Source organism: Achromobacter deleyi (assembly GCF_902859705.1).
GTDB classification, from domain to species: Bacteria; Pseudomonadota; Gammaproteobacteria; order Burkholderiales; family Burkholderiaceae_B; genus Achromobacter; species Achromobacter deleyi.
Genome location: NZ_CADIJO010000006.1, coordinates 72,181 through 95,542, shown reverse-complemented (window position 1 = coordinate 95,542; position 23,362 = coordinate 72,181). Strand labels below are relative to the sequence as shown.

Below are 23,362 nucleotides of genomic sequence, written 5' to 3'. Positions count from 1 at the left end.
CCATGGAAATCACCGCGCTTGCCGCCGCTTTGTCGCCGGCGCTGGACTCGGTCAAAGCCGCGCCGGCCGCCACGCCGTCCGAGCTGGTCACCGAACGCTTCAACCAGTTGATGGCCGCGCCCGAGGCGGGCGCGCCGTCGTTGACCGGCCTGCAGGCCGCGCTGCAATCGGCGTTCACGCCCGGGGTCGACGCGGCCCCGGCCACGCTGGGCAACCAGATCCTGTCCAGCCTGCGCAGCACCACCACCGAGTATTCGGAGAAGTGGCAGAACATCTCCGGCCGCCTGGACGCCATGTCCACCGAGCCGTCCATCGCCGACATGCTGCGCCTGCAAGCCGATCTGGTGCAGATCTCGGTGCAGTACGAAATGGTCGGCAAGGCCGTTTCGCGCACCACGCAAAACATCGATACGCTCGTCAGGATGTCCTAATGCACGCCGTTGCCACGTTGTCCCTTCCTGCCGATCAAGGCGCCTCACCGCTGCGGCGCCTGCGCTGGCTGCTGTTCGCCCTGGCGTTGCTGCTGGCCGCCTGCGGTTCGCGGGTCGAGCTGTTTTCGGCCGCCAATGAAAGCGAGGCCAACGAGGTGCTGTCGGTGCTGCTGGATGCCGGTATCTCGGCGCAGAAGGCCACCACCAAGACCGGCGTGGCCGTGTCGGTGGACGGCCAGCAAGTGGCCCGCGCGCTGGACATCCTGCGCGCCCGCGGCCTGCCGCGCGAACGCTTCGACGGCATGGGCCAGATCTTCCGCAAGGAAGGCCTGGTGTCGTCGCCGCTGGAAGAGCGCGCCCGCTACATCTACGCCCTGTCGCAGGAACTCACCAACACGCTGTCGCAGATGGACGGCGTGCTGGCCGCCCGGGTGCACGTGGTGCTGCCCGAGCGCGGCGGCGTCGGCGAGACCACCACGCCGTCCACGGCCGCCGTGTTCATCAAGCATCAGACCGGCTACAACCTGGACGCACTGCAACCGCAGATCCGCAAGCTGGTCACGCACGCCATTCCCGGGCTGACCGAAGACCGCGTGTCGATCGCGCTGGTGTCGGCGCAGCCGGCCGGCGCGGCGGCGGCCGCGGCCAATGCGGCGCGCCAGGCCATGGGTATCGACCCCGGCGAAGGCACGTCCACGACGCTGACCGCGTGGCTGGTGGGGCTGGTCGTGCTGGTGCTGGCGTTGGCCGGCGTCGTCGGCTACCTGCTGTGGCGCTATGGCATGCCCAGCCGCGCCCGGCCCGAGCGCCGCGAACCCGTGTCCGAAGGGCGCTAGCCATGGCGCTGGCGTTGACCGCGCTGGACCGCCGGCTGGTTGAATTCAACCAGCTGCCCAGCCGCACCCTGCACCCCAGCCGCCATGCGGCCTATGCGCCGCCGGCCACGCTGGCGGCGATTGCCGCCGCGCCTGCGCTGGCAGCGGGCTGGCACCGGCATTGGTCGCGCGACATCCTGGATGCCCTGGGCCTGCGCCAGCGACCCGTGATGGACCCTGACCGTCCCGAACTGGCGCTGGCGCTGCTGGCCCCCGACGCGTTGGCGCAGTGCGTGCGCCGGCTGGGTGCTGTGCTGTGCGGCCCGCGGCTGCGCCGCGCCATTGCCGGCGACGAAGTGCGCACGCTGATTGCGGACCTGGGCGCGGACTTGCTGGACTTTACCCGCCGCACCGCCGGGTCGTTGCACGGCGGCATTGCGGCCAGCAGCGCCTGGTCGCTGGCCGAGACGACCGCCGCGGTGGATGCGCTGGGGCGTGACGCGCTGCGCGCGGCCCTGGCCGGCGGCGGCCCCGAATTGGCGCAGCGCGCCGAATTGAAATTGCCCGACCTGCCCGCCGGCCCATCGCCCCTGCCGGGGCAAGAGGCGTTGTCGCTGGGCTTGTCGCTACTGAAGAAAACGGACCCCACATGGCTTTCCTCATTCCCCGCGATCCGCTGACGCCGCGGGCTGCCGCCGGCCGCATCGATCCGGCCCTGCGCGTGCTGCGGGCCGCCGACCACGCGGCCTGGGCGGATGCCGAGCAACTGCTGGCGCAGGCGCGGGCGCAGGCCGACGAGATCGTCGGCGGCGCCCAGGCGGCCTTCGAGGCCGAGCGCGAACGCGGCTACCAGGAAGGCCGCGAATCGGCGCTGCTGGACCAGGCCGAAAAGATGATCGAAACCGTGGGCCGCACGGTCGAATACTTCGCCGGTGTCGAGAACGAGATGGTCGAACTGGTCATGTCGGCCGTGCGCAAGGTGGTCGATGGTTTTGACGACCGCGAGAAGGTCATGGTGGTGGTGCGCAACGCCCTGGCGGTAGTGCGCAACCAGAAGCAGATGACGCTGCGCCTGAACCCGGCCGAAGTGGACACGGTGCGCGAGCAGATCAACGATCTGCTGGCCGCCTATCCCGGCGTGGGCTACCTGGATATCCTGGCCGACGGCCGGCTGGCGCGCGGCGCCTGCATCCTGGAAAGCGAGATCGGCATGGTCGAAGCCAGTCTGGAAGGGCAGATCCAGGCGCTGCGCCAGGCCTTCCAGCGCACCCTGGGCAGCCGGGTCTAGCGATGCGGCAATTCGACTACATCTCGGAAATGATGTCGCTGGCGCTGCAGGACACGCCGACGCTGCGCATCAAGGGCCGCGTCACGCAGGTGATCGGCACCATCATCAAGGCGGTCGTTCCGTCGGTGAAGGTGGGCGAGGTCTGCATCCTGCGCAATCCGGGCGAGAACTTCGAGATGAAGGGCGAGGTCGTCGGCTTTGCCCGCGACGCCGCGCTGCTCACGCCCATCGGCGACATGTACGGCATTTCCACCGCTACCGAAGTCATTCCCACCGGCCGCGCCCACATGGTGCCCGTGGGGCCGGGGCTGCTGGGCCGCGTGCTGGACGGCCTGGGCCGGCCGCTGGACGAAGCCGAACTCGGCCCGCTGGAGGCCAGCAAGTTCTACCCCGTGTTCGCCGAGGCGCCGGACCCGCTCAAGCGCCGCATCATCTCCGAGCCGCTCGAACTGGGCGTGCGCGCGCTGGACAGCGTGCTGACCTGCGGCGAAGGCCAGCGCATGGGCATCTTCGCGGCGGCGGGTGGCGGCAAGTCGACGCTGATGGGCATGCTGGTCAAGGGCGCCGACGTCGATGTGACCGTGGTGGCGCTGATCGGCGAACGCGGCCGCGAGGTGCGGGAATTCTTGGAACACGAGCTGGGCCGCGAAGGCCGGCGCAAGAGCGTGATCGTCTGCGCTACCAGCGACAAGTCGTCGATGGAACGGGCCAAGGCCGCCTATGTGGCCACCGCCATCGCCGAATATTTCCGCGACCAGGGCAAGCGCGTGCTGTTCCTGATGGATTCGGTGACGCGTTTTGCCCGCGCCCAGCGCGAGATCGGCCTGGCGGCGGGTGAGCCGCCGACCCGCCGCGGCTATCCGCCGTCGGTCTTCGCCACGCTGCCCAAGCTGATGGAACGCGCCGGCATGAACGAACATGGCTCGATCACCGCGCTGTACACCGTGCTGGTGGAAGGCGACGACATGACCGAGCCCATCGCCGACGAGACCCGCTCGATCCTGGACGGCCACATCGTGCTGTCGCGCAAGCTGGGCGCGGCCAACCACTATCCGGCCATCGACGTGCTGGCCTCGGCCAGCCGCGTCATGAACGCCGTCATCACGCCTGAACACAAGCAGGCCGCCGGCCGGCTGCGCGAGCTGATGGCCAAGTACCAGGAAGTGGAACTGCTGGTGAAGATCGGGGAATACAAGCGCGGCGGCGACGCGGTGACCGACGAGGCCATCGACAAGATCGGCGCGATCAACCAGTTCCTGCGCCAGCGCACCGACGAACGGGCCACGCTGGCCGATGCCCTGGCGCAGATGAGCGCCATCGTGGGGACGCGATGAACGTCTTTGACGAGCTGCTCGCCATCAAGCGGTTCCGCGAGGGGCAGGCCGAGATCGCGGTGTCGCGCCAGCGCCTGCGCCAGGCCGAGGCCGATGCCGCCCGGCAGGCCTCGGAGCAGGCGCTGACGGATTTCCGCGAAGCGGCCGACAGGCGCGAGCGCGAGATGTACCGCGACCTGTGCAGCCGCGTGGTACGGGTGCGCGAGATCGAACACGTGCTGCAAGGCGTGGCCGGCCTGCGCGAGGGCGAGCGCCAGTGCGAAACCGCGCTGGAACAGGCTGCCCAGCGCCTGCAGGAAGAAAGCCAGGCCCTGGCCGACAGCCGTGCGCGCCACCAGCAGGCGGTGCGCCTGACCGGCAAGTTCGTCGAGCTGGCCAGCATTCACCTGGCCGAGCACCTGAAGGCGCTGGAGCACAAGGAAGACATGGAAATGGAAGAGGCCGCCACGTTGTCGCGCGACCGAGAGGACTGGGAACAGCACGAGGAGTTCGAGCCGGCATGAGCATCGACCGACGCATCGGCCTGGAAACCGCGATACCCCAGGGAACCGGCCTGGCCCAATCCGATGGCCAGGCCCCCGGCCGCCACGCCAGCGACGCCGACCGGCGCGCGTTCGAGCAGGCGCTGGCGCAGGACCCCGACGCCGACGGCAAGCCGCCCGCGGCGCCTGCGGCGGCGACGCCGTTCTCGCTGTTTGGCGCCGGCGCCTCGACCGCGCCCGTGCCTGCCGAGGCGCCATCGTCGGCGTTGGCCGACGCGCTGCTGGGCAGCGCGGAGCAACTGCTGGTGGCCGATGGCAGCCAGGGCCGACGCCAGGTGCGCGTGGAATTGAAGGACGACGTGCTGCCCGGCGTGAGCGTGTCGGTCTATGAAGAAGAAGGCCGCGTCGTCGCCGATTTCGTCTGCGCCAACGAGGCCTCGCGTGAACGCCTGAATGCCATGGCCCGGCCGCTGGCCGAGCAGTTGGCCGACAGCCTGGCGCGGCCCGCGCGCGTGCGCGTCAGCGCCGACGATCCCGAATATCCCTGCCTGGCCGAGACCGACGCTTCGGCGCCGGCTCGTTGACCCCTGGAACCCATGACCGCAAGTCTGCAACATCCCTTGCCGCGCCTGACCGCCAACGAAGCCCGCGCCCGCTCGCTGATCGCGCGCCACGGCGCCGACCTGTCCGTGACGCTGGCGCCGTTGGCCGGCGCCGACGCCGAGCCGGCGCACTGGCGCCTGGGCTTCACGCCCGGCGTGCCCGATGCGCTACGCCAATCCGCCACTCTGTCCGCCGACCTGGAATGGGCCGGGGCGCGCCTGCGCCTGGGCCTGCCTGCCAGCGCCGCCGATGCCTGGCTGGCCGCCCGGCTGCCGGGCATGGAAGCCGACGCGCTGCCGCCCGCGCTGGTATCCACCGCTATCGAGACCCTGTTGGCCGAAGTGGTGGCCGGGCTGAGCGAGGCCTCGCCCGGCGGCCCGGTGCGCGTGGTGGGCCGTGACGGCCCGGCGCCCACCTTGGCGCAGGCCTGGACGGTGGCTGCGCGCCATCCGGCTACCGGCCATACCGTCTACGCCACGCTGGAAGCCGACGGCCTGGGCCTGATGCTGCTGGCCGGCCTGGTGGGCCGCGCCGCGCCCGCCGCCAACGAGATCGACGCGGACGCGGTGCCGGTGCGCATCGCCGCCTGCCTGGGCTGGACCTGGCTGCCGGCCGCGGACCTGCGCGCCCTGGCGCCGCGCGACACCGTTTTCCTGGATCACAGCCTGGTCACGCCCGACGGCGAACTGTGGCTGGGCGCCGGCGGCCAGGGGCTGCGGGTGCGCCGCCAGGATTCCTCATACCTCATCACTCAAGGCTGGACTTCCCTCATGACCGAGACGCCGCAAACCCCGGCCGATGCCGAAGCGGGCGCCCAGGCGCCGCTCGATATCGACGCCATTCCCGTCAGGCTCACGTTCGAATTGGGCGAGCGCCAGATCACGTTGGGCGAACTCAAGCAGTTGCAGCCCGGCGAGACCTTCGACCTGGAGCGGCCGCTGGCCGACGGCCCCGTGCTGGTGCGCGCCAACGGCGCGCTGGTCGGCAGCGGCGAACTGGTCGAGATCGACGGCCGCATCGGCGTGACCTTGCATCGCCTGGGCAAGGCGGGCGCATGAGCGGCGCGGATCCCATCAGCCTGGCGGTCGTACTGGCGCTGTTGGCGCTGGTGCCGCTGGCTGCCGTCATGACCACCTCGTTCCTGAAGATCGCGGTGGTGCTGACGCTGGTGCGCAATGCCATGGGCGTGCAGCAGGTGCCGCCGAACATGGCGCTGTACGGCCTGGCGCTGATCCTGTCGGCCTACGTGATGGGGCCGGTGGTGATGCAGATCGGCGACGAACTGCGTGCCCCGCCTGCCGTGGTGGCGCCGGGCCAGCCCCAGCCTGACCGGCTGGAGGGCATCCTGGATGCCGTGGCGCGCGGCGCCGAGCCGATGCGCGCCTTCATGCTCAAGAACAGCCGCCCCGAGCAGCGCGACTTCTTCATGCGCACCGCGCGCGGCCTGTGGGGCGAGCAGCAGGCGCGCAACCTCAAGCAGGACGACCTGCTGGTGCTGATTCCGTCGTTCCTGCTGTCGGAACTGACCGCGGCATTCCAGATCGGCTTCCTGCTCTACCTGCCATTCGTCATCATCGACCTGATCGTCTCCAACATCCTGTTGGCGATGGGCATGATGATGGTGTCGCCGGTCACGATCTCGATGCCCCTGAAGCTGTTCCTGTTCGTCATGGTCGACGGCTGGACGCGGCTGATCCAGGGCCTTGTGCTGTCCTACGCCTGAGGCCGCCATGGGAACCGTCGACCTCGTCTCCTACATGACCCAGGCGCTGTACCTGGTGCTGTGGCTGTCGCTGCCGCCGATCGCCGTGGCGGCGATCGTGGGCACGCTGTTTTCGCTGTTCCAGGCGCTCACGCAGATCCAGGAACAGACGCTGTCCTTCGCCGTGAAGCTGATCGCCGTGTTCGCGACCATCATGCTGACCGCGCGCTGGCTCAGCGCCGAGCTCTACAACTTCACGATTTCCGTGTTCGATCTCTTCTACAAGATCCACTAGGAGCGACACGCGGCCATGATCTCGGGCATCACCTACGTCGAAGCGAAAGTCTTCCTGGGCACGCTGGCGCTGACGCAGCCGCGGATCCTGGCGCTGTGCGCGATGCTGCCCCTGTTCAATCGCCAGCTGCTGCCCGGCATGCTGCGCTACGCCATCTGCGCGGCCATCGGCATCGTGCTGGTGCCGGCGCTGTCGCCGCGCTACGTGCAGATGGACCCGTCCGCCATCGAACTGGTGCTGCTGGTCGTCAAAGAGGTCTTCGTCGGCCTGGTGATGGGCTTTCTGGTGGCGATCCCGTTCTGGATCTTCGAGGCCGTGGGCTTCGTGGTGGACAACCAGCGCGGCGCCAGCCTGGGCGCCACCATCAACCCGGCCACGGGCAACGATTCTTCGCCGCTGGGCATCCTGTTCAACCAGGCCTTCATGGTGTTCTTTCTGGTGGGCGGGGGCTTCACGCTGATGCTGACGATGCTGTACGACAGCTTCCGGCTGTGGGACCTGTGGGATTGGGCCCCCACGCTGCGCCGCGAAAGCGTGCCGCTGATGCTGGACCAGCTGGGCCGCTTCCTGCGGTTGACGCTGCTGTTCGCGGCGCCCGCGATCGTCGCCATGTTCCTGGCCGAAGTCGGGCTGGCGCTGGTCAGCCGTTTCGCGCCGCAGTTGCAGGTGTTCTTCCTGGCGATGCCGATCAAGAGCGCGCTGGCCCTGCTGGTGATGGTGCTCTACATGAATACGCTGTTCGAGTATGCCGCCGAGGCTACGGGGCAGATCAGTTCGGCCTTGCCGTTCCTGGACAACCAATGGCGGGCGCCATGAGCGGCGAAAAGACCGAACAGCCAACCACCAAGAAGCTGCGCGACGCCCGCCAGAAGGGCGACGTCGCGCACAGCAAGGACTTCACCCAGACGCTGCTGGTGCTGTCGCTGTTCGGCTACATGCTGGGCAACGCCCACGGCATCGTCGAGGCGCTGGGGCGGCTGATCCTGATTCCTTCGACGCTGGTGGGGCAGCCGTTCGAGCAGGCGTTGCCGCTGGCGCTGGACGCGGCGCTGCGCGAGGCGGTGTATCTGGTGCTGCCGTTCGTGCTGATCGTGCTGGTGGTGGGCATGTTCTCGGAATTCCTGCAGGTTGGCGTGGTGCTGGCATTCGAAAAGCTCAAGCCCTCGGCCAAGAAGCTGGACGTGATGAGCAACCTGAAGAACATCTTCTCGAAGAAGAACCTGGTCGAACTGATCAAGTCCATCGTCAAGATCGCCTTCCTGTCGGTGCTGGTGACGCTGGTGGTGCGCGACGCGCTGCCGGAACTGATGGCGGTGCCGCACAGCGGCCTGGCGGGCCTTGAGGCCGGCGTGGGCGGCATGATGCGCACGCTCATCATCAACATCGCCGTCGCCTACGTGGTGATCTCGCTGGCCGATTTCGTCTGGCAGCGCATGCAGTACCGCAAGGGGCTGATGATGAGCAAGGAAGACATCAAGCAGGAATTCAAGGAGATGGAGGGCGACCCCCACATCAAGCACAAGCGCAAGCACCTGCACCAGGAAATGGTGATGCACGGCGCGGTGGCCAATACCCGCAAGGCGTCGGTGCTGGTGACCAACCCGACCCACCTGGCGGTGGCGATCTACTACGAGCCCGGTGAAACGCCGTTGCCGATGGTGCTGGCCAAGGGCGAGGGTGCCCTGGCCGAACAGATGATGCAGGCCGCGCGCGAAGCCGGCGTGCCCGTGATGCAGAACATTCCTCTTGCGCGCGCGCTGATGGCGTCCGCGCAACCCGATCAATACATTCCCAGCGAGTTGATCGAGCCCGTTGCCGAAGTCTTGCGGCTCGTCAGGAAACTGGCTGGCAATCCGGACGCCCCGACATGAACGCACATCCCCTGATTTCCGCCTATGCCACGCGCCACGGCCTGGCACCGTCCGCCCGCCCCGACGGCCGCGTGACGATGGTGATCGACGACACCTATCGGGTGCACCTGCAACCGGGCCGCGACGGCTGGCTGGCCATGAGCGCGCGGCTGTGCGCCTTGCCCGCCAGGAACGCCGGCCGCGACGAGCTGGTGCTGGAAATCGGCAAGCTCGCCGCGGGCATGCTGGCGCGGCATGCCGCCGCCTGCGTGGTCGATCCGCAAGGGCGGGCGCTGTGGCTGCAGCAATCGCTGCGCCCCGGCAGCAGTGAACTGGACCTGGACGAAGCCATGGGCGCGTTTACCAACGCGCTGTCCTTTTGGGCCGGCGCCGTGCGGCGGCTGGCATGAATATGCGATACGGGCGCAGCGCCCGAGGAGAAAGCGTGTTGAAGCGGATGATACTGGCGACCGCGTTGTCGCTGGGCCTGGCGGCAGGCGGGCAAGCCGCGCCGAACTGGCCGAACGTGCCCTATAGCTACTATGCCCGCGATGAAAACCTGCAGACGCTGCTGCGCGAATTTGCCGGCGGCTTCAGCCTGTCGCTGCAGCTTGGGCCTAATGTCACGGGCACGGTCAACGGCAAGTTCAACGCGAATACGCCCACCGAATTCCTGGACCGGCTGGGCGGCGTCTACGGTTTTAACTGGTTTGTCTATGCGGGCACGCTGTTCGTCAGCCGCACCAACGACATGAAGACGCGTTCGGTCAGCGCCATGGGCAGCTCGATCAGCGCGTTGCGCCAGGCCTTGCAGCAGCTGGGCGTGCTGGACCCGCGCTTCGGCTGGGGAGAATTGCCGGACCAGGGCATTGCGCTGGTGTCCGGCCCGCCGGGTTACGTGGACTTGGTCGAGCGCACCGTGGCCGCGTTGCCGATGGGGGCCGGCGGTCAGCAGGTGGCGGTGTTCCGGCTCAAGCACGCTTCGGTCAACGATCGCACCATCAGCTATCGCGACCAGAAGGTGGTGACGCCGGGCCTGTCCACCGTGCTGCGCAACCTGATCACCGGGGGCGGCGGCGGGGCCAACAACGAAACGCTGGCAGCCATCGCCGCGCCGCTGCGCGACAACCCGCCGGCCTTTCCGCTGGTGGGCGGCGACAGCGCCGCGCCGGCAGCCAATGGCGGCGGGGGCCAGGCGCCCGCGCCGTCCGGCGGGGGCAAGTCGGGCCTGCGCCTGCGCGAACCCACGGTGCAGGCCGATGCGCGCTTGAACGCCATCATCGTGCAGGACATTCCGGACCGCATTCCCATCTACCGCAGCCTGATCGAACAGCTGGACCTGCCCAGCACGCTGGTCGAGATCGAGGCCATGATCGTGGACGTGAATTCCGACCTGGTCAGCGAGCTGGGGGTGACCTGGGGCGCGCGCGCCGGCACGACCTCGTTCGGCTACGGCAACCTGGGCCTGGGGCCCAGCGGCGGCCTGCCGCTGGAAAGCGGCGCGGCGCTTTCGCCCGGCACCATCGGCATCAGCGTGGGCAACTCGCTGGCGGCGCGCCTGCGCGCCTTGCAGACCAAGGGGCAGGCCAACATCCTGTCGCAGCCTTCCATCCTGACGGCCGACAACCTGGGCGCCATGATCGACCTGTCGGACACCTTCTACATCCAGACCCGGGGCGAGCGCGTGGCGACCGTCACGCCGGTCACCGTGGGCACGTCGCTGCGCGTGACGCCGCGCCATATCGAAGCCAAGAGCGGTTCGCGGGTGGAGCTGACGGTGGACATCGAAGACGGCCGCATCCAGGAAGAGCGCCAGATCGACAACCTGCCCACCGTCAGAAAGAGCAACATCAGCACCCTGGCCATCGTCGGCAACGACCAGACGCTGCTGATCGGCGGCTACAACAGCAGCCAGAATTCCGAGCAGGTCGACAAGGTGCCGATCCTGGGCGACATCCCGGGCCTGGGCATTCTGTTCTCCAACAAGTCCAAGACCGTGCAACGGCGCGAACGCCTGTTCCTGATCCGCCCGAAGGTGGTGGCAATCAATGGCGAAATGGTGGCCACGCCGGGCGGCGCGGGCACCGGGCCGATGCTCAACGCGACCTGGGGCGGCGATGGCCGCATGACGGCCGGGCAGTACCTGGACCTGGCGCAGAGCCAGCGCACCCGCATCCTGTTCGGGCCGAACGTGGAATTGCGGCGTTCGTCCGGGCCGTTGCGGGCGTCGGAATGGCTGGAAGGCACGCCCAGCGCCGACCCCGTCGCCACGCCCGTGCTCGAAGGCAAGTCCAGCGCGCGGCAGGGGCCGGTGATCCAGATCGAGCCGGTGGCCGCGCCGGGAACGGGCAGGGCGCCGTGAGGATGGGGGCGTGACGAGCGAACGCAGCGGCCGGGACGGCTCGTGCGGCGGCACGGCCGCACGCCGTTCGTGCTCAGTCGTCCAGGTGCAGGCCTTTTTCGGCCAGCTTGTCGCGCAGGGCGGAACGCGCGCGCGACAGGCGGCTGCGCACGGTACCGATCGGCACGGTCAGCAGGGCGGCGGCTTCTTCGTAGGAAATGTCGTCCAGGCCGACCATGAGCAGGATGTCGCGCATGTTCGCCGGCAGTTCTTCCAGCGATTCCTGCAGCAGCGCCATGGTCTGGTTCTGCTCCAGGATGCGGTCGGGGGTCAGGTCATTGGAGGCATGCTCGGCCAGCACGCTGTCGCTGACGAAGTCGTGGCGCCGCTCGGGGGCGCGCGACAGGTAGTTGCGCACCAGGTTCAGCGCAATGCCGTACAGCCAGGAAGACAGTTGTGATTCGCCGCGAAAGCTGCGGTAGGAGCGTGCGGCTTCGACAAACGCCTGCTGGGCCAGGTCTTCGGCCTCGGTGGTGTTGCCGATGTGCTTGATGATGAAGCGCTGCAGCCGGGTGGAATGTTCCCTCACCAGGTCCCGCAGCAGGTATTCCTCGCCCGTGTCCCAACCCGGCCCGTCGCCGTCAGCGCGAATGGGCCGCAGATCCGCTTCCGGGGAAGCGGTTGTGCAATCGCTGGGGTTGGTCATGGAAGGGGAAAAGAAACGTGTATTAAGCTACAAGTTACTACCGGCATGAGGCGAATTATCGCAGCATAGCGGTGTCACAATATTTCGAAAATAGAAATATTGAGGCAAAAGTAGCTTTTTTTTAGTCAGAAATGTAAAGATAAGTAAACCGCTTCGGCGCGGTTTTTCAGCCTGACAATCGGGGACGCAATGCGGCGATGGCAGATGCAATGCCATGAGGACGCCGCGGATGGCAGCGTCCAGGCGTTCCGAATCCCTACGATTTGAGCAGTTCGCGCAGCCAGCCGGCCGCGGTGCCCAGCGCAACCGGGCTTTGGCCGGACTGGGCGGCTTGTTCGAAGCGGGCTTGCATCGCCTGATCCAGCGCGCCTCGGCGGGTGGCATCCAGGCTGGCCGGCGCGATGCCGGCGTCGGCACAGGCCTGCTGGAAAGCGGGTGCGCCATGGGCGGCCGACACGGCCAGCCGCGTCAGGAAATCCACGCCGGAAAGCGCGTCGCTGGACGTCTGCGCCATGTCGAGCGCCAAGGCGACGGTGCGTGCCGACAGCGGTTTTCCGGGGTTGGGCTCCAGGCCCAGTTCGCGCGAAACGGCGCTGGCGATGCCTTGGCCGTAGCTGCGGGCCAGCGCCTGGGCGAACATTTCGGTCGTGTCGACATTGGGCGCGACCCATGCCACGCTGCGGCCGCCGGGCGTGGTGCCCATGCCCAGAACCTGAAGCTTTTCGCCCGCGATGTCGACATAGATGTCTTGACCGCTCTCGGCTGCCTTGGCAAAGGCGTCGAGGGAGACGAATGACGACGAAGGGGTAACCGATGAGATTGTCATGCAGCCAATAAATCCGGCGTGTCCGAAATCCGGCCAGAAAGAGGTCTTAACGGCGGGGTCTGCTTGCCCCTGTGGTTAAGTAACCCCGATGGCGCTTTAGTTCCATCGCCAGGACACGTACGCGAATTTTAAGCTATTGCGAGCGCCCGGACGGGCAGTGCGAAACAGGGCGTTACCGGCTTCGCACGCGCAGCCGTGCGTCATTGCGCCTCGTAGACCTCGTCCGCGGCCAGCAGGATATCGACGGGCGGGTCAAAGCCGATGACCCGCGCGGTCTGCAGGTTCAGCGCGATCTTGGCCGGGTCGATCCACACCTGGCTCAGTTCGCGGGCCTTGGCGCCGTTGAAGATGCGGGCCATCGTCTCGGCGTAGAACAGGCCCACGTACGAGTAGTCCGCCTGGGCCAGGCTCAACAGCAGCCCGTGTTTGACCTCTTCCGACCCCAGCATCGAAAAGCTGGGTACGCGCGCCTGGCGCAGGATCTCGGCCACCGTGTCGACCGACGCGGGCGTCACGCCCCGGTGCACCGTCACGTAGGCCGCATCGATCTGCGGCGCCAGCTTGGCATAGCATTCCAGCGCGTTGCGGGTGGCGACTTCGGGGGCGATGCCGTTGGACGGCGCATTGCACGTCAGCACCTTGAAACCCTGTTCGCGCGCCACCTGTTCCACCGCATCGACCGCGCTGTAGGTGCGGCCTTCGGGGCTGTCTTCATAGACCAGGCCCAGCCGCTTGAACGGCACGATCTCGTGGAACAGGCGCACCTGGCGCTGGTAGCGTTCGGGCTGCACGCGGGCGTGCAGGTTGTCCAGCCCGCTGTCCTGGGCCGAACGGGTGATGCGGGCGCCGACCGCGTCACTGGTCGAGGCCACGATGGTCGGCACTGGCGCGCCCATGCCCGCCATGTCCTGGCCGGCCCAGGTGCCCATGGCGATGATCAGGTCGATGTCCTTCTTGCCTTGCAGCCGCTGCTTGATCGATTCGCGCACGGCCGGGCGCTGGGCGGCGTCGAAATTGCCGGGCTGCCACCAGGCATCGCGCACGAATTCCAGCGTGTCGCTGCGGGTGTTGTCGGCCAGGAATTCCCACATCTGCTTGCCGCTCAGGCCGTCGGGAATGGTGGGCACGGTGATCCAGCCCAGCTTCTGCAGGCCGTCCACGGTCACGCGCAAGGTGCGGGGATATTCGCTGTAGTCGCCGCTTTCGAAATAGCCGATGCGCCATTTCTTGCCATCCGGCCGGGGTACGGGCTTGGTGGGAAACACTTGCGGGGCCGCAGCCGGGGTAGCCGCTGCCGGCGTGCCGGTGGGGGCGGCCGATGCGCCAGACGCCGCGGCCTGGGCCAGGCACGCGGCGGGCGCCAGCAGGGCCAGGCTCAGCAAAAGGGTGGGCAGCGAAGTCTTCATGGGCGGCGGATCACGATCAAAGTGATGTCATCGGATTGTTCCGCGCCGTCGGCAAAGGCCTGCACGTCTTCCAGCAGACGCTTGGCCAGGCTGGCCGCCGGCACGGGGGGATTGGACAGCACGGCCAGCAGGCGCGGATCGCCATACTGCGCATTCTGCGGATTGACGGCCTCGGTGACGCCGTCGGTGTAGCCCACCAGCATTTCGCCGGGCGCCAGCAGCGTCGACAGGCTGCGGTATTCCAGGTCTTCCTGCACGCCGCAGGCAGGGCCGCTGCGGCCTTGCAGCAGCCGCACCACGCCGTCGGCGCCCACCACCGCGGGCGGCAGGTGGCCGGCATTGGCCCATTGCAGTTCGCCCGTGGTCATGTCCAGCACGCCGATCAGCAGCGTGACGAACATCATGTTCGGGTTGTTTTCGGACAGCCGGTTGTTGATCTTCTGCATCATCAACGCCGGGTCGGTCTCGTCCTCGGCGGTGGCGCGGATCAGGGTGCGCGTGACCGCCATGAACAACGCGGCCGGCACGCCCTTGTCCGAGACGTCGCCGATCGCCAGGCACAGCCGTCCGTCGGGCAGCGTGAAGTAGTCGTACAGGTCGCCGCCCACTTCCTTGGCCGGCAGCATCACGGCGTTCAGGTCGATGCGTTCGCGCGTGATGGCCGACAGCGGCACCGGCAACAGGCCCAGCTGGATCGCGCGGGCGATGTTCAGTTCGCTTTCGAAGCGTTCGCGCGCCGTGGTTTCGCGCATCAGGCGGGCGATGTTCTCGCGCAGCTTGCGGTCCATGAACAGGAACGACGACGCCAGCCGGCCGACTTCGTCCTTGTGCTTGGCCGGCAGCGCCGCGATATGCGCGGGCACGCTGGACTCGGCGGTCAGGTCCTGCTCGGGCAGCAGGCGGGCATAGCGGGTCAGCGTTTCCAGGGGGCGCACGATGCGCGCGGCCACCAGCCAGGCGCAGACCAGCGCCACCAGCATCATGCCCACGAAGATCAGCGCCTGGCGGTTCAGCAGTTCGCGCGCCGGAGCGGTCAGGTCGCTCTCGGGCACCACCGCCACCACCGTCCAGCCCAGCGGTGCAAAACGCGCGCTGTCGATCTGCCAGGGACCGTCGCCGCCATCGAAGCGCAGGCTTTGCAGCTTGCCGCCATTATCTTGCCGGGCCAGCAGGGTGCGCAGCGTTTCGCCGCCGCTGTCCTTGGCGTCCAGCAGGCCGGCGCGCGCCTGCGGCGGGGGCACCACCATGCGGCCGTCGTCGGTGGCGATGAAGATGAAGCCCGATTGCGCCAGCGTCAGTTTCGAGAGCGTGTCGCGCACCGAATTCTCGAGCTGGGTGCGGCGGGTCTCGATCTGCTCGATCACGTCCTGGGCGCTGTCCGAAATGGCGAACACCCAGTTCCACGGACGGAAATAGCCGAAATAGGCGTAGCGCGTTTCGCCATCGCCGCGCTGGGCCGATGGCGGCCAGCGATAGATGGCAAAGCCGTAGCCGGACGTGCGGCTTTCTTCGAGCAGCGCCTGCGCCAGCGGTCGGTTCTTGAAGTCGGACAGTGTCGACAGGTCCCGGTCGACCATGTCGGCGTTGCCGCTGGCCAGCACCTGGAAGTCGGCATCGTAGACAAACGCGTAGCGCCGGTCATCCAGCTTCAGGCGGTTGATCCAGGCGCGGGCCATGCCCTTGGCCGCTCCAGGGGTGATGATGCCGCGCTCGGCCAGGTCGGCGTAGGCGCCCAGCGCCGCCGCCACCACCGTGCCGCTCTGCATCAGCTGGCGCCGGCCGCTGCGTACGGTGGATATCTTGTCCGACAGCAGCGCGCCCCAGCGGGCCTCGGCATCGCGCAGCACCAGTTCCATCACGTTGCTGACGGCGTGGCGTTCGCTGTTCATCACCGTGCGCGTGACATTGCGCTGCGTCGTCAGCATCACGAATGCGGCCACCGCCAGGAGCAGCGCTACGACCAGTAGAAAAATCTTGCTACGGAGCGAGCGCAACGACATGGGGGATAGTGGGGGCGGGTGAGGTGATGACGTGAAATAAGATGCAATTTGCATTAATTGTAAATACCATTAGTGCCCGTGTGTAAATACTTTGCGGCGGCGGGGCCCCATGCGTAGCGAACCAATACAAATAGTGCTCGATGGGTTGCGTCGCCGCCCCGTGCTGGAAGTCACATTGGCCTGTCTGGCCGTGCTGCTGCTGGCGCAGGCGCTGATCGGCGCCCTCAGCCTGTCGGCCCTGAACCGGTTGGTGGTGGACACCACTGCCGACCGCGTCGAAGTGGTGGCGCGGCGCGTCGCCGGCAATATCGAAAACGGCTTGCGGCTGGGCAAACCCCTCGAACAGTATTTCGGCCTGCGCGACACGTTGCGCGACGGCGTGGCCGGCTCGCGCGGCGTGCAGGGCGCGGCGGTGCTGCTGGCCGATGGCCAGTCGCTGGCCGCCCAGGGCGAGCTGCCCGAGGACGCGGCCGAACTGGCCCGCACGCTGGACACGCGCGGCACGCCGGGCGCCGGCCAGGCGCGGCGCGGCTCGGGCGCCATCGTGGCGGTGGCCGACGACCGCGTCACCGTCGCCGTGCCCTTGACCGCCGCGGGCGGCAAGGCGGTGGGCGCGGTGGTGCTGTCGGCCGCCAAGGATGGCGAAGCCAGCCGCCGCCTCATCATCGACAACCTGCAGGTATTGCTGATCGTCACGGTACTGGTCGGGTTGGGCCTGGCCGCGGTCTTCAAGTACGTCGTGCCGCTCACTTCGCTGGCTGCCGGCGGCCGTGCCCGCTTCGTGGTGCCGCTGCTGGCGCTCGTGGTGGCGCAGGGCGTGTACGCCGCCTACACCATCCATACCTTTCGCAGCGGCTGGCTGGAAGTCACGCGCAACAACGTGGGGCTGCTGGCCGAAGGCCTGCAACGCGACCTGAACCGCGTGCTGGGCTACGGCCTGGAAGTGGACCGGCTGCGCGGCGTGGACGCGCCGTTCTCGCGGCTGGCCGGCACGTTTCCGGCAGTGGCGCAGATCGAACTGGCCGACCGCAACGGCCGCGTGCTGTACGGGGCCGACGCGCGCGGTCCGCTGGATGTCTCGACGCTGCCGCAGACGCGTCCGCAGCCCGACGACCTGACGCTGGTGCTGCCGCTGGGGGCGGCGCTGGCTGACCCCAAGGCGCATGGCGACCTGGTACTGCGGCTGTCCAGCGACGTGATCGCCGCGGGCGTTCGCAGCCGCGCGCTGGATGCGGTAACGGTGGTGGGCGTGGCGCTGGTGGCCGCGATTGAAATGCTGTTGCTGCTTTCTTTGCTGATGAATCGCGCGTTCGCCGCGCGCGCCACGCTGCCGGATGGATCGCGCGTGGGGCCCGACGACGAATCCGAAGTGGGCCGCATCGCGCGGCCGGTGATGTTCGGCTTTCTGTTTGCCTGGGCGTTGCCGCTGGGCTTTCTGCCGCTGTACGCGCGCAGCCTGTCCGCGGGCGGCCTGGACCTGCCGGCCAACCTGCTGCTGGCCTTGCCGATCTCGGTGGAAATGGGCTGCGGCCTGCTGACCTCGCTGCTGGCGGGCCGCCTGACCGACCGCAAGGGCTGGCAGGTGCCGGTGCTGGCCGGGCTGGGCGTATCGGCGGCCGGCATGCTGGCCTGCGCCGCCGCCACCAATCTGTTGATGTTCAGCGCGGCCCGCGGCCTGGTGGGCCTGGGCTATGGCCTGACCTGGATGGGCCTGCAGGGCTTCATCGTCACGCGCAGCCCGCCGCAGTTCCGCGGTCGCAACATGACCGGCGTGATCGCGGGCCTGTTCGCCGGCCATCTGTCGGGTGCCGCGGTCGGGGCGATGCTGATGGAACAGGTGGGCTTTCGCGCCGTGTTCGCGGTGGGCGCCGTGATGCTGGCCATGCCGCTGGCCGGCGTGCTGGTGCTGATGCGGCCTTACATGGATCGCGGCCGCAAGCTGGCCGCGCAGGCGGCGGGGCGCGCACGCGCGCACTTCTCGGACACGCTGAAGCTGCTGTTCACACGCGATTTCGGCTTGCTGCTGCTGGGCAGCGTGATTCCGTTTTCGATCGCGCAGGTCGGCCTGCTGTCGTTCGCGCTGCCGCTGTACCTGGAAGCCGAAGGCGTGGCCGCGTCCAGCATCGGCCGCGTGCTGATGATCTACGGCCTGTGCGTGATCTACGTCGGCCCATTGATGGGCCGCGTGGTGGATCGCAGCCGCATCAAGAAAAGCTGGATCGTGCTGGGCGGGCTGGTGGGCAGCATCGGCATGCTGGGCCTGTACTTCAACAGCGGTCTGTTGGCGGCCGCGGCGGCCGTGCTGTTGCTGGCGCTGGCCAGCTGCTTTGCCGGCGCTTCGCAGTCGCCCTACATGCTGGCGCTGCCGGACGTGCAGCGCTACGGTGCGGCCGGCGCCACCAGCGTCATGCGCGCGGCCGACAAGCTGGGCCAAATGGCCGGCCCGCTGGTGGTTGGCGCGATGTTCGGCGCCGCCGGCATGGGCGCGGGCCTGGCCGCGACGGGCGTGATCTACCTGTGCGCGACGTTGCTGTTCCTGCTGTTCGCACCGGCCCGGCCGCGCGAAGAGACGGCCTGATGCAAGGAGGGCGCCGCGATGCGTGGGCGCCGGCATTCAGCGCGCCGGGCCCGCGCCGGCCTGCGCCACCGGCACCCGGGCCGACAGGCCCGTCAGCAATTGCGCCGCGATGGTGCCCGCGGACGACGCCACTTCTTCCACCGACAGGCCGTCCGCGCCCCACAGCGTGACGGGCGCGCCGATCGCGGCCTGCGGCACGGGGCCCAGGTCCACCGCCATCATGTCCATCGACACGCGTCCGAGCAGGCGGGTGCGCATGCCCGCCACCACCACCGGTGTGCCGGTCGGGGCATGGCGCGGATAGCCGTCCGCATAGCCGCAGGTGACGATGCCGACCGCCATGTCCTCGGCCGCCAGGAAGGCGCCGCTGTAGCCCACGCCGGCGCCGGCCTTCACGCGCTGCACGCCCACCACCTGCGAGTGCAGCGACATCGCGGGCAGCAGGCCCAGGTCGGACGAAGCGCGATCGGCGAACGGACTGGCGCCATACAGCGCCAGGCCCGGCCGCACCCATTGCGTGGCGGCCGCCTGCAGGCCGTGACGCAGCACGGCGGCGGAATTGCTGGTGGATACCGGGCCCGGCAGGCCGCGGATCACCTCGCGGAACTGGGCATCGGCCGTGGCAACGCCATCGGCCTCATCGGCGCGGGCGTAGTGATTCAGGTGGCCGACTTCGCCGATCACGCCGCGCGCCGCCAGATCCGTGGCGACCTCGAAGGCCGCGCGGTAGTCGTCGGCGCTGAAACCGGTGTGGTGGATATCGCCCGCAAAACGCAGCCACACGGCGGGCCGTTCGGCCGCAGGCGACTGCGCCAGCCATTGCAGCTGCGCCGCATGGGTAATGACCAGATGCAGGCCGGGCGTGTCCAGCAGCAGCGTATCGGCCTGCGAGTACAGGCCGCCGTACACCAGCACCGGGCCGCGCCAGCCCAGCCGGCGGCAGTTGCGCGCTTCGTCCAGGTGCAGCACGGCCAGGCCGTCCGCATCGCGCAGCGCGGGCAGCACGCGCGCCAGGCCGTGGCCATAGGCGTCGGCCTTCACGGTGGCCCACAGGCGCGGCGCACCGGCGGCCGGCAGCGCGGCGCGCAGGCGGGCAAGGTTATGGGCCACGGCGCCCGCGTCGACACGGGCATACAGGGGGCGGGCAATCAATCCTTCTGGACGATAGGGTGCGTTCACGGGCGGCATCTGGGCGTGGGCTGCACGCAGGTACGCGCGCAGTCTATGCATGAGTGACAGATCGACCGGTTTTGTTCGGTACTTTCTGTCTATGCATTACAAGTTGTCGATAGCGCATCTTGATCGGGCGCGCCGGGGGAAGGTCACGCGGCGCGCATGATGAGCGTCAGGCGGTTTTCGTCGCCGTGGCGCAGGTAGCGCAGGTCGTGCAGATAGTGCTGCATCAGCCGCACGCCGTGGCCGCCGATCTCGGCGTCATCGAGCGTTGCAGCCAAAGGCGGAGGCGGGGTCTGGGTGGGATCGTACGGCCGGCCATTGTCGATTATCTCCAGCGATATCCATTCGCCGTCCTGGCGGCAGGCAAGGCTGACGCGGGCGGGGTCCGGGGCAAGAAGGGGATCGTCGAAGGCGTATGAAACGATGTTCGTCAGCGCTTCGTCCAGGCTCAAGGACAGACCGAAACTCAGCTTGGGCGACCAGGTGTCGCGCTCGGCGATGGCCTCGATCCATTGCATGGCGGAGGCAACGGCGTGGGCGTCGGGAACGAGGTCAAGCGTATCGGGCTGAGAGGGCATGGTCGCCTTGCGTTCAGTGGTACACGTGCAGGTGCAAGTATGCCCGATTGCTGGCAGGTGGCGTAACGGACGGCGCTGTCCGGCGTATGGAAGATTGCGTTTGGCTGCGCGGGCGCCTCGCGTATCATCTCGGCATCGCGCCGCCACCCGCATGGGCCGGGACCGGGGGCGCCGGTCACTTATCGGGAACCACTATGAATCTCGCAGTCGAGAAAGTCGGAGAAGTGCTGGTTGTCTCGCCCGAAGGCCAGATCAACAGCGGCAACGCCGCGGGCATCGAAGCCGACCTGCTGTCGCAGGTCGAAAAAGGCGAACGCCGCTTCGTGCTGGACATGTCCAACCTGAACTACATCTCAAGCGCCGGCCTGCGCGTCGTGCTGGTGCTGGCCAAGCGCCTGAAGCAGGGCTCGGGCGCGCTGGCGCTGTGCGCCATGCAGCCGCATGTGCGCGAAGTGTTCGACATCAGTGGTTTCCTGGCCATCCTGACCGTGGTCGACACGCGCCAGGAAGCCGTGGCCAAGGTCGCCTGAGCGACCCCTGGCCAGGCTTTGCCGGGCTCAGCCCTTGCGGTTTTCGTAAGACGTGTCCAGCACGTCGTCTTCGGGCGTGATGATGCCCGGATCGCCAGGTTCTTCGATGGCGCGGCCGCGTCGCGGCATGCCGGCCACCGTCTCGCTCTGATCAGGCATCGGCAGGATGCCGGTGCCTTTGCGAGGGTCGACGGGCGGCGGTTTTTCGGCCGCGGGGGCGGGCGGGGTGGCGGCGGGATCGGGCGTGTTTTTCAACATGGTCTCGGCTCCGGTTGCGGGCGTCCCAGGATGGCGGCGCACCGACATTCACGTCCCATGTTAGGTCCGTGAGCCCGCCATCAGGGGCTTTGCGCTGTCACGTTTGCAAGGGGCTGTTGCAGGGCCCGAACCTTATAATGCCGAGCGCTTCGCAGCGCCTGGTTTCCTCCTTTTTTCCACGCCTACCTTGACCGAATCCGTCGAACGCTCCGTGCATGCCGAACTCGTCGCCGTCCTCGTCGCCGTCACCAACGGCGAACCGCGGGTCCTGACGACCGACGACGCGCGGGCCTTGCCGGCCGGCCCGTTCGAACTGTCCCATCGGTCCTTGCAGGCGGGCTTGCGCGCCTGGGTCGAAACCCAGACGCATCATCCGCTGGGCTACGTCGAGCAGCTCTACACCTTTGCCGACGGCGATCGTTCCGATGAATCGGGCGCGCGCGTCATGTCGGTCAGCTACCTGGGCCTGACGCGCGAGGCCGGCGAAACCGGCGTGGCGCAGGTGGGCTGGCAGGATTGGTACCGCTATTTCCCCTGGGAAGACCGGCGCGCGGGCACGCCCGCCCTGGTCGACGCGCAGATCGTGCCGCGCCTGCTGGCCTGGTGCGACGACACGGCGGAGGCCGCCACCCGCAGCCGCCGGCGCCAGCGCGCCGCCATCACGTTCGGGCTGGACGGCGCGGCCTGGAACGAAGACATGGTCTTGCAGCGCTACGAACTCTTGTTCGAAGCCGGCCTGGTGCCCGAATCCGCCCGCCGCCAACCGGGCGCCGCGGCGGCCGTGCTGCCGGGCGAACCCATGCGCCACGACCATCGCCGCATTCTCGCCACCGGCATCGCGCGGCTGCGCGCCAAGATCAAGTACCGCCCGGTGGTGTTCGAACTGATGCCGGCGCAATTCACGCTGCTGCAATTGCAGCTGGCCGTCGAAGCCCTGGCCGGACGCGGCCTGCACAAGCAGAACTTTCGCCGCCTGATCGAACAGCAGGCGCTGGTGGAAGAAACTGGCGACATGGCTACTGGCACGGCGGGCCGGCCCGCCAAGCTGTTTCGCTTTCGCCGCGACGTGCTGCTCGAACGCGCCATTGCGGGCAGCAAACTGCCCTTGTCCCGCGGTCTCTGACGCGTCACCCCTCCCGACGCGGTGCCTGTCCGGCATGCTGCGCCGCAGCTTGACAAGCAATATGCTCATCTCTAGCATAAGTAGTGCGCATTCCTTGCGCGCCTTTTTTTAACTACTAAATACTCAAAATGAGCATAAAAGGTGAAGTGCCCGCTGCCGCCCGTTTGGCCATTCCCGCCTTGCCGGATGTGATGCTGGAGCCGCTGGTGCGCGCGGCCTTGCTCGAAGACCTGGGCCGTGCCGGTGACCTGACCACCGACGCCATCGTGCCCGCCGACGCCGTGGCCGAGACGCGCCTGGTGGCGCGCCAGGAAGGCGTGCTGGCCGGGCTGGACCTGGCGCGCCTGGCGTTTCGAGCCATGGACCCCACTATCGAATTCACCGTGGCGCAACGCGATGGCGCCGCGCTCGAGCCCGGCATGGAAATCGCGCGCATCCGCGGCAACGCCCGCGCCATGCTGACTGCCGAGCGGGTGGCGCTGAACTTCCTGTGCCACCTGAGCGGCGTGGCGACCGCGACGGCCTCCATCGCCCGCGCCATCGAAGGCCATGGCGCCCGCGTCACCTGCACGCGCAAGACCCTGCCGGGCCTGCGCGCCGTGCAGAAGTACGCGGTGCGCGTGGGCGGCGGCAGCAACCATCGCTTTGGGCTGGACGACGCCGTGCTGATCAAGGACAACCACATCGCCCTGGCCGGCGGCGTCGAAGCCGCGGTGCAGCGTGCCCGTGCGGGCGTCGGCCACATGGTCAAGATCGAGCTGGAAGTCGACACGCTGGCCCAGCTGGAAACCGCGCTGGCGCTGGGCGTGGACGTGGTGCTGCTGGACAACATGAGCCTGGACGAACTGCGCCAGGCGGTCGCCATGGCGCGCGGCCGCGCCATTACCGAAGCGTCCGGCCGCATCACCCCCGACACCGCCGCCGCGGTAGCCGCCACCGGCGTCGACCAGATCGCCGTGGGTTGGCTGACCCACAGCGCCAAGGTGCTGGACATCGGCCTGGACGCCTGAGCCCGGCCCCGCCACGACAGGCAGAAAATC

General features: G+C 68.3%; 25 protein-coding genes. 18 read left to right on the top strand and 7 right to left on the bottom strand.

Going from position 1 to position 23,362, the window contains the following annotated elements; all coding sequences use genetic code 11:
- Positions 1–2: 2 nt before the first annotated feature.
- From sctI to sctC, 14 genes are read left to right on the top strand one after another with little or no spacing between them, the layout of a single operon-like run.
- Positions 3–431: a type III secretion system inner rod subunit SctI gene (gene sctI, locus HV798_RS11085; RefSeq protein WP_175193354.1), complete on the top strand. Its 429-nt coding sequence runs from the start codon at positions 3–5 to the stop codon at positions 429–431.
- Entirely contained in the window at positions 431–1,267 is an 837-nt protein-coding gene (sctJ, locus tag HV798_RS11080; protein ID WP_175193353.1) for a type III secretion system inner membrane ring lipoprotein SctJ, read from the top strand. Before sctI ends, sctJ begins: the two co-directional genes overlap by 1 nt.
- Positions 1,268–1,269: 2 nt before the next feature.
- Entirely contained in the window at positions 1,270–1,926 is a 657-nt protein-coding gene (locus tag HV798_RS11075; RefSeq protein ID WP_175193352.1) for a SctK family type III secretion system sorting platform protein, read from the top strand.
- On the top strand, positions 1,896–2,534 hold the full coding sequence (locus HV798_RS11070) for an HrpE/YscL family type III secretion apparatus protein (protein ID WP_025137544.1): 639 nt from the start codon (positions 1,896–1,898) through the stop codon (positions 2,532–2,534). The genes HV798_RS11075 and HV798_RS11070 overlap by 31 nt, the downstream gene beginning before the upstream one ends.
- 2 nt (positions 2,535–2,536) lie before the next feature.
- Entirely contained in the window at positions 2,537–3,868 is a 1,332-nt protein-coding gene (gene sctN / locus HV798_RS11065) for a type III secretion system ATPase SctN (RefSeq protein ID WP_025137543.1), read from the top strand.
- Positions 3,865–4,371 (top strand): type III secretion system stalk subunit SctO, encoded by a 507-nt coding sequence (gene sctO, locus HV798_RS11060; RefSeq protein WP_175193351.1) that lies wholly within the window; start codon positions 3,865–3,867, stop codon positions 4,369–4,371. The genes sctN and sctO overlap by 4 nt, the downstream gene beginning before the upstream one ends.
- A complete protein-coding gene (locus tag HV798_RS11055) occupies positions 4,368–4,934 on the top strand; it encodes a hypothetical protein (RefSeq protein ID WP_175193350.1) in 567 nt (188 codons plus the stop codon). The genes sctO and HV798_RS11055 overlap by 4 nt, the downstream gene beginning before the upstream one ends.
- A gap of 12 nt (positions 4,935–4,946) precedes the next feature.
- A complete protein-coding gene (gene sctQ / locus HV798_RS11050; protein WP_246288697.1) occupies positions 4,947–6,011 on the top strand; it encodes a type III secretion system cytoplasmic ring protein SctQ in 1,065 nt (354 codons plus the stop codon).
- Positions 6,008–6,676, top strand: a complete 669-nt coding sequence (gene sctR / locus HV798_RS11045; protein ID WP_025137539.1) for a type III secretion system export apparatus subunit SctR — start codon at positions 6,008–6,010, stop codon at positions 6,674–6,676. The genes sctQ and sctR overlap by 4 nt, the downstream gene beginning before the upstream one ends.
- Positions 6,677–6,683: 7 nt before the next feature.
- Positions 6,684–6,950 (top strand): type III secretion system export apparatus subunit SctS, encoded by a 267-nt coding sequence (sctS, locus tag HV798_RS11040; protein WP_008163300.1) that lies wholly within the window; start codon positions 6,684–6,686, stop codon positions 6,948–6,950.
- A 15-nt stretch (positions 6,951–6,965) separates the two neighbouring features.
- Positions 6,966–7,766, top strand: a complete 801-nt coding sequence (gene sctT / locus HV798_RS11035; RefSeq protein ID WP_025137538.1) for a type III secretion system export apparatus subunit SctT — start codon at positions 6,966–6,968, stop codon at positions 7,764–7,766.
- Entirely contained in the window at positions 7,763–8,821 is a 1,059-nt protein-coding gene (sctU, locus tag HV798_RS11030) for a type III secretion system export apparatus subunit SctU (RefSeq protein ID WP_025137537.1), read from the top strand. Before sctT ends, sctU begins: the two co-directional genes overlap by 4 nt.
- Positions 8,818–9,210 (top strand): CesT family type III secretion system chaperone, encoded by a 393-nt coding sequence (locus HV798_RS11025; protein ID WP_175193349.1) that lies wholly within the window; start codon positions 8,818–8,820, stop codon positions 9,208–9,210. Before sctU ends, HV798_RS11025 begins: the two co-directional genes overlap by 4 nt.
- A 47-nt stretch (positions 9,211–9,257) precedes the next feature.
- Complete coding sequence (gene sctC, locus HV798_RS11020; protein ID WP_175193451.1) at positions 9,258–11,162, top strand: type III secretion system outer membrane ring subunit SctC; 1,905 nt, start codon at positions 9,258–9,260, stop codon at positions 11,160–11,162.
- Positions 11,163–11,235: 73 nt separating this feature from the next.
- On the opposite strand, the gene HV798_RS11015 is transcribed toward sctC, so the two are convergent.
- The 4 genes from HV798_RS11015 to HV798_RS11000 all read right to left on the bottom strand — a co-directional run bounded on the left by HV798_RS11015 (position 11,236) and on the right by HV798_RS11000 (position 16,079).
- The gene (locus tag HV798_RS11015) at positions 11,236–11,847 is read right to left on the bottom strand and encodes an RNA polymerase sigma factor (protein WP_175193348.1); all 612 of its coding nucleotides are present in this window, start codon (positions 11,845–11,847) and stop codon (positions 11,236–11,238) included.
- Positions 11,848–12,103: 256 nt separating this feature from the next.
- Positions 12,104–12,673: a BspR family type III secretion system anti-sigma factor gene (locus HV798_RS11010; RefSeq protein ID WP_175193347.1), complete on the bottom strand. Its 570-nt coding sequence runs from the start codon at positions 12,671–12,673 to the stop codon at positions 12,104–12,106.
- Between the two features lie 200 nt (positions 12,674–12,873).
- Complete coding sequence (locus HV798_RS11005) at positions 12,874–14,079, bottom strand: ABC transporter substrate-binding protein (RefSeq protein WP_175193346.1); 1,206 nt, start codon at positions 14,077–14,079, stop codon at positions 12,874–12,876.
- On the bottom strand, positions 14,076–16,079 hold the full coding sequence (locus HV798_RS11000) for a SpoIIE family protein phosphatase (RefSeq protein WP_175193345.1): 2,004 nt from the start codon (positions 16,077–16,079) through the stop codon (positions 14,076–14,078). The genes HV798_RS11005 and HV798_RS11000 overlap by 4 nt, the downstream gene beginning before the upstream one ends.
- 109 nt (positions 16,080–16,188) lie before the next feature.
- On the opposite strand from HV798_RS11000, the gene HV798_RS10995 reads away from it, so the two are divergent.
- Entirely contained in the window at positions 16,189–18,657 is a 2,469-nt protein-coding gene (locus tag HV798_RS10995; RefSeq protein ID WP_175216409.1) for an MFS transporter, read from the top strand.
- Positions 18,658–18,693: 36 nt separating this feature from the next.
- Here the strand turns inward: HV798_RS10995 and alr are convergent, their stop codons facing one another.
- Both alr and HV798_RS10985 read right to left on the bottom strand, forming a co-directional pair.
- Positions 18,694–19,845, bottom strand: coding sequence for an alanine racemase (alr, locus tag HV798_RS10990; protein ID WP_175195634.1), 1,152 nt, complete (start codon positions 19,843–19,845; stop codon positions 18,694–18,696).
- A gap of 134 nt (positions 19,846–19,979) precedes the next feature.
- Positions 19,980–20,411, bottom strand: coding sequence for an ATP-binding protein (locus tag HV798_RS10985; RefSeq protein ID WP_025137528.1), 432 nt, complete (start codon positions 20,409–20,411; stop codon positions 19,980–19,982).
- A 194-nt stretch (positions 20,412–20,605) separates the two neighbouring features.
- Between HV798_RS10985 and HV798_RS10980 the strand changes: the two genes are divergently transcribed.
- A complete protein-coding gene (locus HV798_RS10980) occupies positions 20,606–20,941 on the top strand; it encodes an STAS domain-containing protein (protein WP_175195618.1) in 336 nt (111 codons plus the stop codon).
- A gap of 27 nt (positions 20,942–20,968) precedes the next feature.
- Here HV798_RS10980 and HV798_RS10975 read toward each other — a convergent pair whose 3' ends face one another.
- The gene (locus tag HV798_RS10975; protein WP_175195616.1) at positions 20,969–21,199 is read right to left on the bottom strand and encodes a hypothetical protein; all 231 of its coding nucleotides are present in this window, start codon (positions 21,197–21,199) and stop codon (positions 20,969–20,971) included.
- Between the two features lie 187 nt (positions 21,200–21,386).
- On the opposite strand from HV798_RS10975, the gene HV798_RS10970 reads away from it, so the two are divergent.
- Together HV798_RS10970 and nadC are read left to right on the top strand one after the other, a co-directional pair.
- A complete protein-coding gene (locus tag HV798_RS10970; RefSeq protein ID WP_175195614.1) occupies positions 21,387–22,322 on the top strand; it encodes an NUDIX hydrolase in 936 nt (311 codons plus the stop codon).
- Between the two features lie 128 nt (positions 22,323–22,450).
- Complete coding sequence (gene nadC, locus HV798_RS10965) at positions 22,451–23,332, top strand: carboxylating nicotinate-nucleotide diphosphorylase (protein WP_175195612.1); 882 nt, start codon at positions 22,451–22,453, stop codon at positions 23,330–23,332.
- The last annotated feature ends 30 nt before the right edge of the window (positions 23,333–23,362 follow it).